Source organism: Faecousia sp., from assembly GCF_048519415.1.
Taxonomy (GTDB): Bacteria; Bacillota; Clostridia; order Oscillospirales; family Oscillospiraceae; genus JAZOXB01.
Map to the genome: position 1 here is coordinate 39,462 of NZ_DBFZUT010000011.1, position 15,976 is coordinate 55,437.

General features: G+C 61.8%; 8 protein-coding genes. 4 read left to right on the top strand and 4 right to left on the bottom strand.

Annotated features, from left to right (window positions below; genetic code table 11):
- Positions 1–560: 560 nt before the first annotated feature.
- Positions 561–7,076 carry a leucine-rich repeat protein gene (locus tag ACMKFF_RS01375; RefSeq protein ID WP_419495801.1) on the bottom strand — a complete coding sequence of 2,172 codons (6,516 nt, stop codon included), beginning with the start codon at positions 7,074–7,076 and terminating at the stop codon, positions 561–563.
- 414 nt (positions 7,077–7,490) lie between these two features.
- Here ACMKFF_RS01375 and ACMKFF_RS01380 point away from each other — a divergent pair, with 414 nt between their 5' ends.
- Positions 7,491–8,549 (top strand): ArsR/SmtB family transcription factor, encoded by a 1,059-nt coding sequence (locus ACMKFF_RS01380; protein ID WP_367927171.1) that lies wholly within the window; start codon positions 7,491–7,493, stop codon positions 8,547–8,549.
- A 535-nt stretch (positions 8,550–9,084) separates the two neighbouring features.
- On the opposite strand, the gene ACMKFF_RS01385 is transcribed toward ACMKFF_RS01380, so the two are convergent.
- On the bottom strand, positions 9,085–9,216 hold the full coding sequence (locus ACMKFF_RS01385; RefSeq protein WP_349134905.1) for a hypothetical protein: 132 nt from the start codon (positions 9,214–9,216) through the stop codon (positions 9,085–9,087).
- A gap of 55 nt (positions 9,217–9,271) precedes the next feature.
- On the bottom strand, positions 9,272–10,204 hold the full coding sequence (locus tag ACMKFF_RS01390) for an ROK family glucokinase (protein ID WP_419495802.1): 933 nt from the start codon (positions 10,202–10,204) through the stop codon (positions 9,272–9,274).
- Positions 10,205–10,960: 756 nt separating this feature from the next.
- Between ACMKFF_RS01390 and ACMKFF_RS01395 the strand changes: the two genes are divergently transcribed.
- The 3 genes from ACMKFF_RS01395 (at position 10,961) to ACMKFF_RS01405 (ending at position 14,202) form a co-directional block, all read left to right on the top strand.
- On the top strand, positions 10,961–12,262 hold the full coding sequence (locus ACMKFF_RS01395) for a glucose-6-phosphate isomerase (protein WP_349134907.1): 1,302 nt from the start codon (positions 10,961–10,963) through the stop codon (positions 12,260–12,262).
- A 162-nt stretch (positions 12,263–12,424) separates the two neighbouring features.
- Positions 12,425–12,874, top strand: a complete 450-nt coding sequence (locus tag ACMKFF_RS01400) for a MarR family winged helix-turn-helix transcriptional regulator (RefSeq protein WP_349134614.1) — start codon at positions 12,425–12,427, stop codon at positions 12,872–12,874.
- Positions 12,871–14,202: an MATE family efflux transporter gene (locus ACMKFF_RS01405; RefSeq protein ID WP_419495803.1), complete on the top strand. Its 1,332-nt coding sequence runs from the start codon at positions 12,871–12,873 to the stop codon at positions 14,200–14,202. The genes ACMKFF_RS01400 and ACMKFF_RS01405 overlap by 4 nt, the downstream gene beginning before the upstream one ends.
- A gap of 508 nt (positions 14,203–14,710) precedes the next feature.
- Here the strand turns inward: ACMKFF_RS01405 and ACMKFF_RS01410 are convergent.
- Positions 14,711–15,460, bottom strand: coding sequence for a hypothetical protein (locus ACMKFF_RS01410; RefSeq protein WP_419495804.1), 750 nt, complete (start codon positions 15,458–15,460; stop codon positions 14,711–14,713).
- Between the last annotated feature and the right edge of the window lie 516 nt (positions 15,461–15,976).

Consider the following 15,976-nt stretch of genomic DNA (forward strand, 5'->3'; position numbering starts at 1 on the left):
TGGCGCAATGCCCCCCGACTTGTCATTGCGAGGCCCCAAAGGGGCCGTGGCAATCTCGCAGGACCCGGTTGGATAACAGGTCACTCCCGGCGAAAACGTAACCGGTTGCAGGAGATTCCCACGTCGCTGCGCTCCTCGGAATGACAAACTTGGGGGCATTGCACGTTCACCGGGAATGCCTCCATATTTGCAACTGCCAATGGCGCTCAACCCCCGTAAAGGGGACGCCGCATCCGTAAGGCGGCAAAGCCGCCAACGGCTGCGCAGTGAGCGCCGCTACACCCCATACTTTGGCGTTTGCCATTTTAACGGCGGCCGGTACGGGACGGCGGTGCCTTCCCGAGATTGCCACGTCGGCCTGCGGCCTCCTCGCAATGACAATTCGGGAGCCGGTGCCGTTTTAGCGGCGGCCGGTACGGGCTGCGAGTGCAGCGCCGGGAGCGGCATGCCGCTCCCCTACAATGCCTATACTAAGACGCCAAATGGCCGGGGCTTGCGCCCCGGCCATGGCTTTTATGCCCGCAGGGAGGAAGGATGGAAGACCTGCGGTGGGATTCTGCTTACTTTTCGAGCCAGCGCATGAGGATCGTGGCGATCTGTGCGCGGGTCGCGGTAGCCTGCGGCTCGAGGTTGGCCGTGCCGTTGGCATCGGCGACGCCGTTGATGAGGCCGCTGGCGACTGCCCAGTTCAGGGCTTCCTTCGCCCAATCGGAGACCTTGGCGGCATCCGGGAAGGCGGAGAGCTTGTCTTCCTTGGCAGCCTCTGCACCGGCGTAACGGTAGAGCATTGCGGCGATCTGCTCGCGGGTAATGCTGTCGTCCGGGGCGAAGGTGTTCTTGGCGACGCCATTGACGATGCCGTTGTTCGCGGCCCAGATGACGGCCTTCGTGTACCAGGTGTCGTCCGCCACATCGGTGAACGGGTTGACCTGCTTGCCGGTGTCGGGCTCGCCCGCTGCGCGGTAGAGCACGGTGACGAGCTGCGCGCGGGTCAGCTGGCCGTCCGGCTCGAACTTGCCGCCGCCGACGCCGTTCATGAGGCCATTCGTCAGGGCGTAGTCCACGCCTTCGTGGTACCAGGCGTCCGCATCAAGGTCGGTGAAGGCCTTGGACGGGCAGTGGTCGGAGTTTGCGAAGATCGGACGCGTCTCGACTGCCTGGCAGACGGAGCAGGTGCGGGTCTCTTCGCCGTCTTCGAAGCAGGCGGCCTCCTTCGTGACGGTCCAGTCGCCGAAGCTGTGACCGGTGGCCGGGATGACCTCGGTGGAGATGGTCTCGCCGCAGTCCTCACAGACGACGGTCTTGCTGCCGTCCTCGGTGCAGGTGGCGGGAACGATGTTCTCCTTGACATGCTCGTGCTTGCAGCCCTCGTAGACGATGTTGTCCTCGCCGACAATGACAGCGTTCCCGGTGATGGTGAGCTTGGCGTCGAACGGGACGATGAGCTTACCCTCGATGCAGAGCTTGCCGTCGACGGTGACATTGCCGCTCAGGGTAACGGTCACGCCCTCGGGGATGCAGGAGCCGTCATTGTAGCCGATGTCGGTCTTGCCGTCCCAGATAACGGTGGGCAGCTCGTCGAGATCGGTGCAGCCGCCGACCATGTTGCGCTGGCTGTTCAGCACGGCGATGATCTTGGCATCCGGGCGGAAGACGCTCGCGCCGATGTTATCGAGCTTGCCGTTCAGGTAGACCGTCGTCGGCCCGACCCAGTACTTGGCGGTATAGTCGGAGTTGTACATCTGGGAGCCGAAGGCCTTGTCGCCGATGTAGGTCAGGTTCTCCGGCATATGGACAGTCTCGCCGACCGGCGTACCGGCGAAGGCAGACTTTCCGATGTACTCGAGGCTGTCGGGCAGGTTGACGGTTGCGTTGGAGCTGGATGCAATCGCGCTCTCATTGATGCGCTTCAGGGTGCTCGGCAGGTTGATGGTCGTGGCAGCCTCACCGAAGAGGGAGTAGTAGCTCAGCTCCGTGATGCCCTCGCCGACGTTGATCGTCTCGTGACGGTTGCCCGCAAAGGCACACTGATCCATGAACTCGATCGTGCCGGGGATGTTGAGCTCCTTTGTCTGCCAGGTGGGAATGAGACCCTGGTTCTCCAGCTGACGCTCCCAGCCGAGGTAGCCGAAGGACTGATAGCCGACGTACTTCAGGTTGGCAGGCAGCTCGCCGAAGGTACGGACGTTGAACATCTGGTCGAAGGTGCGGTCACCGGTCTTTTCGATCGTGTCCGGCAGGTCCTCCATAGTCAGGATGGACTGATTCTGGAACAGGAGCTTATCTGCCAGCTCGGTGACGGTGTAGGTGCGGCCGTCGCCCTCGTTCGTGACGGTAGCGGGGATGGCGAACGTCTCCGTCTTTGCATCATCGCTAATGGCGGTGATGGCAACGGTCGTGTCGGACGTCGGCATGTAGCTGATGCCGTCCACGGCGAACTGGCCGCCGAAGTAGGAGGTGTAGGGGGCGCCATTGATGAGGATCTCATGGCCGTAGCCGGAGTAGCGCAGGAGCTTGGCCGTCTCGGTCGTTGCGGCATGCATAACGCCGGTCTGATCCTCATACTTGTTGTTCCAGAAATAGAAGGCATCCTTGCCGATGGACTTTACGCCGGAGCCGACATAGCAATTCTGAACGCCCTCGCAGTAGATAAAGGCGTTGAAGCCGATGGTCTCGACGGAGTCCGGAATGATGATCTCCTTGAGTTTCGTGGAGCAGAAGGCCCACTGGTCGATCTTCTTCAGGCCGTCCGGCAGGTTCAGCTTCTCGAGGCCGGAGCCATAGAAGGCCGCATTGCCGATGGTCTTGACAGAGGACGGAATGTAGATGCGTTTCAGACCGGTGCAGTTCCACAGCAGGCCGCTCGGGATCTTCTCCATGTCCTGCGGCAGCTCAACATAGGTGACGTTCGCGCAGCCGTAGAAAATATTCGCGCCGTAAGTCTCGACCGAGGAGGGAAGGCTGATGGTCGTCAGGCCCTTGCAGCCCATGAAGGCCTTTTCACCGATATAGGTGACCGTGTTGGGGATATCGCCGTCGACCACACCGGACATGTTGAAGGCAGAGTCTCCGATGAATTCCAGAGAGGACGGAAGCGTCAGCGGAGCGCTGGCCACGCCGTTGAAGGCCATGCTGCCGATGGTCTTGACGCTGTCGGGAATGTGCAGGGTCTTGATGCCGCTGGCAAAGAAGAAGGCCGAACCGCCGATGGTCTCTAGGCCCTCGGGCAGGGTGATGGAGGTGGTCTTCATGTTGAAGTAGAAGGCCTCGGCAGCAATTGCCGTCACGCGGTAGGTCTTGCCCTCATAGCTGACGGTCGCCGGAACGGTGATCTCTGCCATGGAGGAATAGGAGCCGCTGTAGTTCTGGGTCTTGTTGTTCTCCGGCAGGAGCAGGACCGTATCCGGGCCGGAGACCTTCCACCACAGGCCGTCCTCGGTCGTGAAGATCTCGCCGAGATTCTCGCACTCGCCAAAGTTGCGCTCCGTGGGAACACCCTGACCGACCGTGACCATGCAGTAGGAGGACAGGCGGGAGAAGGCCGTGGCTGTGATGCGGACGGTGCCGTCGGACACGCCCGTGACCTCACCCTTTTCGTTGACGGTCGCGACGGACTCATCGGAGGAGCTCCACTCGAGAGCGATATCCTGCATGGAGGCGGGATAGACCTTGTAGGAGAGCTGCTTCGTCTGACCGATGCTGATCTGAGCAGGCTCGATCTCGATGCCCTGCGGGCCGATATCGATGAAGGTCGTGGAGGTATTGTTCGCGCAGTCGCCGAGCATGATGCCGACGCGGCCGGGGTTGGCGGCCTTCAGGGACAGCTGCTGAACGAGATCAGAGGCATCGAGGACGACACGGACGGTCTCGCCTTCCTTCATGTCCTTGAATTCCTCGGCGGCTTCCAGATAGAAGAACTGCTGTGCGGAATCGATGAGCCAGAGGAACTGGAGATACTTGTTGTCGGAGACGGTGACAGCCAGCTTGAGGTCGCCGTTTTCGTCCTCGAACAGCTCGGCACTCTTCAGCTCCGGTTTCGTGTTATCGACATAGAAGGTGTAGCTCTGATAGTCGTCCACGTCAGAGCCGACGCCGCGGCCGCGGACGGAGAAGGTGTACTCACCCTCAGGCGCCCAGTCGCCGGCATTGTAGCTGCCGTCCGCACCGGGCAGGCGGCCGTTCCAGCCCTTCTGAACGAGCGTCGACGTGGCCTGATAGCCGGACTGCGTAACGGCGATGTAGGTCTTGCGGACAGAACCGAGGTCGCCGGAATCCCACATGGTCTCGCCCTTGGCGTTCTTGACCGTGATCTGATAGGCCTCGGAGTTGCGCAGCAGGCTGGACTGATGCACCAGGGTGCGGCCGCCGCGCGCCGGGCCGAAGCCCATCCAGCGACGTGCAAAGGCATCCGTGCGGCTGTTCACGCCGACATAGTTGCCGGAGAGGGCAGCGTTGACGTCAGCCAGAACGGAATAGGTGATGTTGGCCGGGCCCTCGTCATAGGTGCCCTGGAAAACCTTCAGGCTGTTCCAGTCGCCATAGAAGCCGAGAACCGGCAGGCTCAGGCTGACGCCCTCGTCGGCGGTCAGGAAGGTGAAGCCCTCGACATAGGAGCCGTTCGGGAAGTTGTCCTGATAGGCCTGCTTGCCCGCGGCGGTCAGCTCGATCTTCACGGAGAAGGTCGCCTCGCCGTTGGCGGGGGCGGTGATCTTGTTGTCCGCGGTCAGGCCGGTATAGGTGATGGTCACTTCATCGGCCGTCAGGTCGCGGTTGGAGTTGGATGCGAAGTTTTCGCCGTTGATGACCGTGATGGTCTCGATCATGGCGGTGGTATCGACGGTGTAGGACTTGGCCTCGCCCGTCATGTTGTGGACGGTCGCGGTGTAGGTGTAGACGCCGTCCTTGCTGGAGCCGACCTCAGCCTTCGGGCGCTTGCTGCCCTCGACGGAGAGGTATGCACCGGATTCGATGGCATTGGCAATATTGGCAACGCCTGCGCCCTGGCGGCGGACCGGATAATAGGTCCCGTCCAGCTCCCTGGAGGGGGAGGCAGTGCTCATGAGCAGGCTGTTGACCAGATCGCCGAGTGCCTCGCCCTTGACATCGGGATAATTCTTCTCGATATACTGGCGCAGCAGCGCGGCCTCACCGGCCATGTGCGGCGTGGCCATGGAGGTACCGGAGTAGACCTCATAGGCATTGTTCGCGCCGAGGACGGAGGAGCGGATGCCGCCGCCGGGAGCGGAGATCTCCGGCTTGATGGTCAGGTCGGGAGCCGGGCCCTTGCTTGAGAAGGAGCTGACGCCGCCGCCGATGGGGTTGTCTACCAGACCGTAGTTTTCCTTGGAGAAGGAGACCTTCTTCTCGGATGCGGCGGCCAGCTTGGCGCCCGCGATCTTGGTCACGGTGACGGTGGGGATGAAGAAGCTTTCCAGCGCAGCATTGATGATCGCGCCGTTGACGTTGTCATAGATGATGCAGGCAGCCGCGCCGGCCTTGGAGGCGTTCTCCGCCTTGGTGCCGAAGTTGAGGCCGCCGCGCTGCACCACGGCAATCTTGCCGGTCACGTCGAGGCCCTCATAGTCGGCTTCCTCGCCGAGACCCGGAACCATGACATATTCCAGCGTCTTGCCGTCCATGGTGTCCAGAATGTCATATGGCGTGGAGGTGGCGCTGTTCACGGCGTTGTTGTAGGCAAGCTTTTCCTCGCCGAGCAGCATGTAATAAGAGGTGGTCTTGGCGTTATCCACGGAGGCAACGGACAGGCTCGCCTCCAGCGTGGACGGAGACGCAACGATGGCGTTGTCGGGATACTCCGCGTAGGTCAGGTTGTTGTGCGCATTGTAGTTCGTGGAGGACGTCTCGTTGCCGGCTGCGACCAGGACGTTGACGCCGGCCTTTTCGGCACGGGTATAAACGCCGTAGTACGTCAGGTGCTCTTCCTCGCTCTCGTTCTCATCGCCGTAATCCGTAAAGCCGGCCGGGGAGCCGAGCGACATGTTGATGGAATCCGCGCCGAGCTTGACGGAATCGTCCACACCGGCGAGGATGATATCGTCGGAGGTGGAGCCGGAGTTGTCGCCGAAGATCTTCATGATCATCAGCTGGGCGTTCGGGGCCACGCCATAGAAGTCCTTGCCGTTGTTGCCCGCGACGGTGCCTGCAACGTGGACGCCGTGCGCCTGACCGACGGCCTCGGCATCGGTATCGCCGTTCGCGTAGTCATAGCCGTAGGGGGCCTTTTCGTTGATGTACACGGAATCGGCATCCGTCACCTTGCTTGCAAGCGTCTGGCTCTGCAGCAGGGAGGCGATGTCGTCCTTGGAATACTTCGTATTCGTCGGCATGACGGAGAAGGCCTCGTGCGCCTTCATGAAGCCGGTGTCAAGGATGGCGACGATCGTGCCGGTGCCGTCATAGCCCATGGCATTGGCCTCGGTCGAGCCGACCATGCCGGTGGAGCTGCTCATGGAGATCGTGTAGTCATCGGCACTGAGGTCCTCGGGCAGGCTGTACTGCTCCGCGACCCAGACGTTCTTGACGCCGTTCAGCGAGCGGACCTCGTCGAGCTTGCCGTAGGGGAGCTTCATGGAGAAGCCGTTCAGGACGGTCGTATAGGAATAGGTGAGGTCGCTTGCGCCATTGACGGAAGCGGTCTCGGTCTTTCCGGTCCGTGCCTCGATCTCGGCACGGACGGAAGCCTGCTCGTTCAGGAGGTCCTGCTCGAGCTGCAGGCCGGCGGGGGAGCTGACAAACGTGTCGAGTTCTCCCGTGGCTGCGTCTGCCAGAGGCTCGCTCTCCAGCTCCACGATCACCGTGACGATGTCGGAGGCCTTGAGGGAGTTTTCGTCGCTCGAGAGAACAACTTCGTCCGCAGACGGAATTTCACCCTCGACCTCATGCGGGGTGATCTCCTGATCCGCGGGAGACAGGGAATTCTTATCGGTCCAGCGGGCGGAGATCGCGTCGTCGCTCTCTTCGGCCGCGGGTTCGACGGCCATGGCCGGAACAACGCCGAGCGTTGTCAGGCACATTGCCAGAACCAACAGGATCGCCAGAAACCGTTTCATTTTCATGGTCCTTCTTCCTTTCATTTCGATAGATGGCAGTGCTAACTTTCTGCCTTGGCGGTATTCTACCACGTCGCTCAAAGAAAATCAATAGAAATTCTATATTCATCTTATCAAAATTCGATGAACGTTATAAATCGAAATATCAGAAGAAAATTTTATATAATCCGCACTATTTCATCAGATTATCTGGATATTTTCAATATTCCAAGAAGTTTCATCTTCAAATTATTTCCATTTGTCCGCAATGCACGCACATTTGTTGTGAATTATCACCGCAATTTCTACATTTTGCACGAGATATTTCGTCAAACTTCGATATCCGTCCGAATCTAGCGCTTGACTTTTCCGCTCAACCGGGATACAATATGCATGAATTACGATAGAAATCGAAATGCCATCCTCAGGAGGACTTCTGACTTGCAGATCCAATATTTTGAGCGCCTCAATCCGGAGATGGAGTGCATCTATCTGCTGGAGCGCCGTTATCAGGCCGGGGAGGATGCCCCGCACAGCATCCCTGCCCTGCGCGATTATCTCTCCGGGAAATACAATATCCCGATGTTTGAGCTGGAGGCCATGCTGCAGCCGCTCATCGATCTGGAAAACTACGTCGTCTCCAATCTGCAGGTCAGCGAGGAGCGGCTGCGCTTTTTCTTCTCCTCGCGCGGCGGCACGACCTCGGCGCTGGCCCGGCCGCTCTATGCCGTGCTGCACAGCCGCCCGCACTACGGCAGCCTGCCGGAGGCCGAAAAGCTCGGCGCGCTCAAGCGCGTGCTGGCCCGCGTGCTCGGACTGGAGACGGAGGACCTTGCCGGGATCGACAGCTTCGACGCTCTCATCCGCTTCCTGCTGCAAAGCCCGGCGACTGAGGATGTGAAGTGGATCTGCACGGCGCTGTTTTACTCCATTGATGACTATATGGAGGAGCTGGACATCATCCTGCGCAAGGCGACGGCCCTGTTCCTCGAGCATGTGCCGGACACGGCCGCGTCGCTTTGCCGCGGCGCAATGAAGGACGCAAAGGCCAAGATCGGCGACGATCCCGTGGCTCTGTTCGTCAACCTGAGCCTGCCGCAGCGCCCGGAGCGTCTGACCGTCGTGCCGTCGATGATGGCGTTCCACGGCGTGCAGTGGGACTTTGCGGCGGAAACGCTGTATTACGGCGTGTACTACACCCAGCTCGGCGAGCTGATCGTGAAATATTCCGACCAGTCGGCCTCGCTTGTCCGGCGGCTGAAGTCCATCGGCGACAAGAGCCGCCTGGAGATCCTGCGCGCCGTGAAGGACGGCCCGTGCAACGGGCAGGATATCGCCGAAAAGCTGTCCCTCGCCCCGGCCACGATCTCGCACCACATGAACCTGCTGTGCAACGAGGGGCTTCTCACGGCCACGCGCCGCGGCACGAGCCTGTATTATGAGCCGGACTGCGAAAACCTCAGCCGCTTTCTCCGTGAGCTGGAGCACTATTTGCTGTAAAATTTGTTGTAAAATATGTAGGGGCGGGGACAGCCAGGCCCGGCTCAAAACCGCCGATACGGACAGGCTGCCGTTAAAATGGCACCAGCCCCCGAATTGTCATTGCGAGGAGCGAAGCGACGTGGCAATCTCGGGAAGGCAGTTGCGTTTTCGCCGGGGCTTTCCTGTTATCCACCCCGGTACTGCTAGATTGCCACGGCCCCGTTGGGGCCTCGCAATGACAGCCCCGGAAGCCTCATGCCGTTGAATCCATGCCGCAAATATTGGCAGCCTGCATGGCGCTCGCTACCCGCAAGGGGCACGCCGCATCCGTAAGGCGGCAAAGCCGCCAACGGCTGCGCAGTGACCGCCGCTACGGACGCAATTGGTTGGTACGTTTTATCGGCACTTTGTACGAACTGGAAGTGCCTTCCCGAGATTGCCACGGCCCCGTTGGGGCCTCGCAATGACAAATCGGGGGCGTTCACCATTGTAACGGCAACTGGCACGAGTCGTTCGTGCGGCGCCGGGAGGGGACAGCCCGGCCCCTACAATTTTATTTATCCGGCTTCTCCAGCCTCTCCGGCACGGGGGCCTGACACGCCGGCATGGCGCGGCCGTCCGCGATGCTGCGGATGGCGGGCAGCTGCGGGTCCGCCAGCTCGTTCTTTCGCCCTTTTCGTTCCATAAAAAATCCCTCCCGCGCTAGTTTGGCGGGAGGGTGCTCTTTTTATGCGGAAAAATCAGGCCAGCAGACGGAACGCGCCGTACATCCCGGCGTCGTTGCCGAGCGTGGCGAGCGCAAACTGCGTGTCCTTGCAGGCGTGGAACATGTGCGCGCGGAAATGGCGCTCGACGCCGCGCAGCAGGTAGTCGCCCGCGCGGGACACGCCGCCGCCGAGGATGATGCGCTCCGGGTCGCAGACGCAGCAGGCGTCTGCCAGTGCCTCGCCCAGATAGTCGAACACCTGCTCAAGCGTTTCGACCGCGAAGGCGTCGCCGCCGCGGGCGGCGTCGAACACGTCCTTGCAGGCAAAGTGCTCCATCGCACGCAGGCAGGACGGCTCGGCCGATTCGGCAAGGCGCTTTTTCGTCACGCGGACGATGCCGTTCGCCGAGGCATACTGCTCGACGCAGCCGCGTTTGCCGCAGGTGCAGGGGGCCTTGTCCGGCGCACTGATCTCGATATGGCCAAGCTCGCCGCCGACGCCGTGCGCGCCCGTGAGCAGGCGGCCGTCCACGATGACGCCGCCGCCGATGCCCGTGCCGAGCGTGACGAAGATGGCGGACCGGCAGCCTGAGCCGCCGCCCATCCAGAATTCGCCGAGGGCGGCACAGTTCGCGTCGTTCCCGGCGCGCACGCGCAGGCCCGTCAGAATGCCGAGGGCATCGTGCAGGTTGAATACGCCCCAGTTCAGGTTCACGCAGCGGTTGACCATGCCGGAGGCATCCACCGGGCCCGGCACGCCGATGCCGAGGCCAAGGCAGTCGTCCCGCGAAAGCCCGCGGCGGGCCATGCAGTCCTGCACGCTACGCGCGATGTCCGGCAGAATGTTCTCGCCGCCGTTTTCCGTGCGCGAGGGAAGCTCCCACTTTTCCAGAAGCTCGCCCGCCTCGCTGAGCAGACCGAGCTTGACCGTCGTTCCGCCGACGTCGACACCGAATCCGTATTTCATAAGCTACCTCACTTGTTGTGTGTATTTGCAGGGATAATGTCATGCGTTGTAGGGGAGGGGCATGCCCGGCCCGGCGCTGCATTGGCGCATTAAAATGGCACTGGCCACCGAATTGTCGTTGCGAGGAGGCCGCAGGCCGACGTGGCGCCCTGAGCGCGAAGCGCGAGGAAGTGCCCTTGGGGTGCAATCTCGGGAAAGCACCGCCGACTCGTATCGGCTGTCGTTAAACGGTATGCACCGAAGTATGGGGTGTAGCGGCAGTTGGTGAGCGCCTTGTAGGGGGTCATTAAACCGCTGGAGGGCGCTGGTGCACCGCCGCACTCCCCTGATGTGTCATTGCGAGGAGCGAAGCGACGTGGCAATCTCGCAGTACCGGAGTGGATAACAGGAAAGCCCCGGCGAAAACGCAACTGCCTTCCCGAGATTGCCACGGCCCCGTTGGGGCCTCGCAATGACAACCCCGGAAGCCTCATGCCGTTGAATCCATGCCGCAAATATTGGCAGCCTGCATGGCGCTTACTAAGCGCCGCTACAGACGCAACCGGTGCGCACCATTTTATCGATAGCCCGGTACAAATCGCAGGCGCTGTGCCGGGAGCGGCATGCCGCTCCCCTACAACTTTCCGCGAGATCTGTTGCTCTCATTATACACTGCCGCAGCATTTTTTTCTACTGCTGCAGCAGTTTTTTTCCGACGTGACTTGCGTTTTCGGCCGTTTTGCGATAACATAAGGGGGAGATACTGAACAAAGGAGCATGGTGTCCATGTTAAAAGTTGATCTTTCGAATGTCTGGGGCGACCTGTCCCTGCCCGATCTGCTCGCCACGGAGCAGGAGGTCTTCGCCGCGCACAAGACGCTGGCCGAGGGCCGCGGTCCCGGCAATGATTTTCTCGGCTGGCTGGAGCTGCCCACGTTTGAGGAGACGGAGGAGCTGCAGCGCATCCGCCGCGCCGCGGAGCGCATCCGTGCGGATTCCGACGTGTTCGTCGTCGTCGGCATTGGCGGCTCGTACCTCGGCCCGCGCGCTGCCATTGAGCTGGTCAAGGGCCAGAACCACAACCTGAAGGATTCCGACCCGCAGGTCTTCTTCGCAGGCAACAACCTGTCTACCCGCGCGTGGCAGGAGCTGTGCGAGCTGCTCGAGGGAAAGGATTTCTCCATCAACATCATCTCGAAGTCCGGCACCACGACGGAGCCGGCCATCGCCACCCGCGCCCTGCGCTGGATGCTCGAGCGCAAGTACGGCGCCGAGAAGGCCAAAAAGCGCATCTACGTCACGACGGACCCGAAGCACGGCGCGCTGCGCCAGATGGCCACGGAGGAGGGCTACGAGTCCTTCATCATCCCGCCGAATGTCGGCGGCCGCTACAGCGTGCTGACCGCCGTCGGCCTGCTGCCGATGGCCGTTGCGGGCATCGCTCCGATGGACGTCATGCTCGGCGCGGCCCGCGCCCGCAAGGAGCTGGACATCCGCTCGTTTGAAAACCCCGCGTGGCAGTATGCCGCCATCCGCAACCTGCTGTACCGCCGCGGCAAGGCCATCGAGCTGCTGGGCTGCTATGAGCCGAGCTTCCGCTACTTCGCGGGCTGGTGGCAGCAGCTGTTCGGCGAGAGCGAGGGCAAGGACGGCAAGGGCCTGTTCCCCGCGACCGTGGAATTCACGGCCGACCTGCACTCCCTCGGGCAGATGATCCAGCAGGGCCAGCGCAACCTCTTCGAGACCATCGTCCGCTTTGCCCCACCGCGCAAGCGCACGACCATCGAGGTCGACTGGAAGAATCTGGACGGCCTGAACTACCTCGAGGGCAAGACGCTCGACTTTGTCGAGGAGCAGGCCTTCCAGGGCACGCTCAGCGCCCACGTCGACGGCGGCGTGCCGAACATCGTGCTGCAGACCGACGAGGTCGATGCCGATACGCTCGGCGAGCTGTTCTACTTCTTCGAGCTGTCGTGCGGCATCTCCGCCTATATGCTGGGCGTGAACCCGTTCAACCAGCCCGGCGTCGAGTTCTATAAGAAGAACATGTTCCACCTGCTGGGTAAGCCCGGCTATTGATCGGAGCAGAATGCCCCCGCACGGGATGCCATTGGCATCCCGTGCGGGGGTTTGTTTATGCCGCAGGCGCTTGCAGTCCGTACAAAGCATCGATCACGGCTTGACAACTGTACGAAATCGTACTATAATAATATGGTATGATTTCGGACATTGGAGGCCATTATGCATGAATATCGTTCCCCGGCGCTGAAGCGCCTCAACTGCCTGCTGAGCGAAATGGACGCGGCCTATCATGAGGCCGCGCAGCGACAGGGACAGAATGACAGCACGAGCCGCATCCTCTATGCCCTGTGCGAGCTTGGCTCGCCCGCGTCGCTGCGTGCCGTCTGTGAGAGCACCGGTCTGAGCAAGCAGACCGTCAACTCCGCCCTGCGCAAGCTCGAGGCGGACGGCATTTTATATCTGGAGCCGTCCGGCGCGCGGAGCAAGCGCGTCTGCCTGACGGAGGCGGGGCTGCGCGTGGCAGATGCCACGGCCGGCCGCCTGATCCGGCTGGAAAACAGCATCTTTGACGAATGGCCCGCAGAGGATGTGCAGCAATATCTCGGGCTGATGGAGCGCTATCTGCAGGCATTCCGCTGCAAGCTGCCGGAGCTGGGGGGGCAGGAATGAACAGCACATTTTCCGGCCACTTCGGCTACCGCCGCCTGCTGCGCGTGACGCTGCCGTCCATCGTGATGATGATCTTCACGTCGATCTACTGCGTGACGGACGGCTTTTTCGTCTCGAATTTTGCGGGCAAGGCCGCATTCACGGCCGTGAACTTCATCATGCCGTATCTGATGATCCTCGGCTGCGTCGGCTTCCTGTTCGGCACCGGCGGCAGCGCCCTCATCGGCAAGACGATGGGCGAGGGCGACAGAAAACACGCCGACCGGCTGTTTTCCATGGTCATCTGCGTGACGGCCCTGTCCGGTCTGGCGCTCGGTGTGCTCGGCATCGTGCTGCTGCGGCCCGTGGCGGAGCTGCTCGGCGCGGAGGGCGAGCTGCTGGAGAACTGTGTGCGCTACGGCAGGCTCATCCTGATCGCGAACCCGGCCTATGTGCTGCAGTTCGCATTTCAGTGCCTGTTTGCCACGGCGGGCAAGCCGAAGCTCGGCCTCGCGGTGACCGTGGCGGCGGGCGCGACGAACATGGTGCTCGACGCGCTGTTCGTCGGCGTGTTCCGCTGGGGCATCGCGGGCGCGGCCGTCGCTACGACGCTGAGCCAGTGCGTCGGCGGGCTGCTGCCGCTCCTCTATTTCCTCGGAAAGTGGAACCGCAGCGAGTTGCATCTGACGCGCTTCCGCTTTGACGGGCGCGCGCTCGGCCGCATCTGCGGCAACGGCTCGTCGGAGCTGATGAGCAATATTTCCATGTCTCTCGTCGGTATGCTCTATAACGCGCAGCTCATGCGCTACGGCGGGCAGAACGGCATCGCGGCCTACGGCGTGCTGATGTATGTCAGCATGATCTTCCACGCGTGCTTCATCGGCTACGCCGTCGGCGTGTCGCCGGTGGTGAGCTTCCACTTCGGCGCGCAGAACCGGCCGGAGCTGCACAGCCTGCTGCGCAAGAGCCTGCGGCTCATCGGCGGCAGCTCGATTGTGATGCTGGCGGCGGGCGAGGCGCTGGCGCGGCCGCTCGGGCAGATCTTCGTCGGCTACGACGAGGCGCTGCTGGCCATGACGGTGCGCGCGTTCCGGATCTACTCCTTCTCGTTCCTGCTCGCGGGCGTAGCCATTCTTGGCTCGTCGTTCTTCACGGCGCTGAACGACGGCCTGACGTCCGCGCTCATCTCGTTCCTGCGGACGCTCGTATTTCAGATCGCGGCCGTGCTCCTGCTGCCGCTCGTGCTGAAGCTGGACGGCATCTGGCTCTCCATCGTGTTTGCGGAAACCATGGCCGTGCTTGTGACGACGGTCTTCCTGCTGGCGAAGCGGAAAAAGTACGGATATTAAAGGCAGCCGCCGGGCAAATGCCCGGCGGCACTTTTTTGAGCGCCCGGTAGGGGAATATTCAACCGCGCGAGAGCGCCGATGCACCACAGCACCACCTGATGTGTCATTGCGAGGAGGCCAAAGGCCGACGTGGCAATCTCGCAGTACCCGGCTGGATCGTGGGAAAGCCATCGGCGAAATCGTAACTGCCTTCCCGAGATTGCCACGGCCCCTTCGGGGCCTCGCAATGACAAACTTGAGAGCATTATACGTCCGCCATGAATGCCTCCATATTTGCGACTGCCAATGGCGCTCACTGAGCGCCGCTACAGACGCAATTGGTCCGTGCGTTTTATCGACGCCCTGTACGGACTGCAAGTGCCTTCCCGAGATTGCCACGGGCGCGAAGCGCCCTCGCAATGACAAATCGGGGGCCGTTACCATTTTAACGGCGGCTTGTACGGGCTGCAAGTGCGTCGCCGGGAGGGGCATGCCCCTCCCCTACAACACATGGCCGGAGGCCTGCACATTACTCCGCAAACGGGTAGCTATGCTCATAATAGCTCGCGCCGGCGAGGGAGCCGATGGGGGACAGGAGCATGAGCTTTCCGTTCTCGTCGGGGTACATCATCATATCGTCATTGACGTTTTCGGCGCTGCGCGTCCATTCGAGCTGCTCCTGCCAGAGCGCGTCGTCGCCCATGGTGTCCGGATAGATGGAGCGGAAGCAGCGCTCGGCGGCATCGGCCGCGCCCGCCTCGAATTCCGCCTGCGTCACGCCGCACAGGTCGAGGATCTGCGCGTTCGTCAGACGCGTGCCGGTGATGCGGTCGAAGCAGTAGACCTGATGATAGGCGCAGTCGTTCGGGTAGGACGAGTGGGTGAGGAGCACAAGCACGTCGCCGCACCAGTGGCTCTCCCAGCCGATCTCGACGCACGTCGGGTCATAGCCCTGTGCCTGCGCGGTATGGGCCTCGTCGACGAGCGGCATAAGCTCGTCGGAAATGGCGGTGTTGATGAGCTCAGCATCCTGCGTCTGGCAGTTCAGCTGCGGGATGCGGTAGGAATAGCCCTCGCCGCTCTCGTTCAGCAGATCTGTGACGGCGTTTTCCTTCTGCATCTGCTCGCCGGTCGGCGCCCACGGGCCGGTGGATTCAGGCGCCTCGCTTTCGACGGGCGTTTCGTCCGTCCCCATGGGGAGCGTGGCGGCAGGGGACGTGCCGCAGGACGCCAGCAGCAGGCAGAGTGCAGCCAGCAGCGCGGGAATGAGCTGTTTCATGAGAAAATTCCTCCTTGGATGTTCTATTCCGTTAGACGGAAAAGAAAGCGGGATGTTCCGGCGGGCAGTGACAGAGTGGAGCGTGAAGCATACAAACCGATTGCGTCTGTAGCGGCGCTCGTTGCGCAAGGCCGCTGGGCGAGAGAAACATGTAGCGGCGCTCAGTGAGCGCCTTGCAGGGGAATATTCAACCGCAGGAGGGCACTGGTGCACCACCGCACCACCCTGACGTGTCATTGCGAGGAGCGAAGCGACGTGGCAATCTCGCAGTACCCTGCTGGATCACAGGGCACTCCCGGCGAATACGGTAACTTTACGCGGCGGGGCGTCGAGGACGCCGCCCCCTACAAGGCGCGTGCGGTCGGCGGGATGCCACCAAACCTGCAGCCTGCAAGGCGCTCACTGAGCGCCGCTACACCCATACTTCGGCGTTTGCCATTTAACGACAGCCGGTACAAATCGACAGTGCCTTCCCGAGATTGCCACGTCGGCCGTTGGCCTCCTCGCAATGACAAA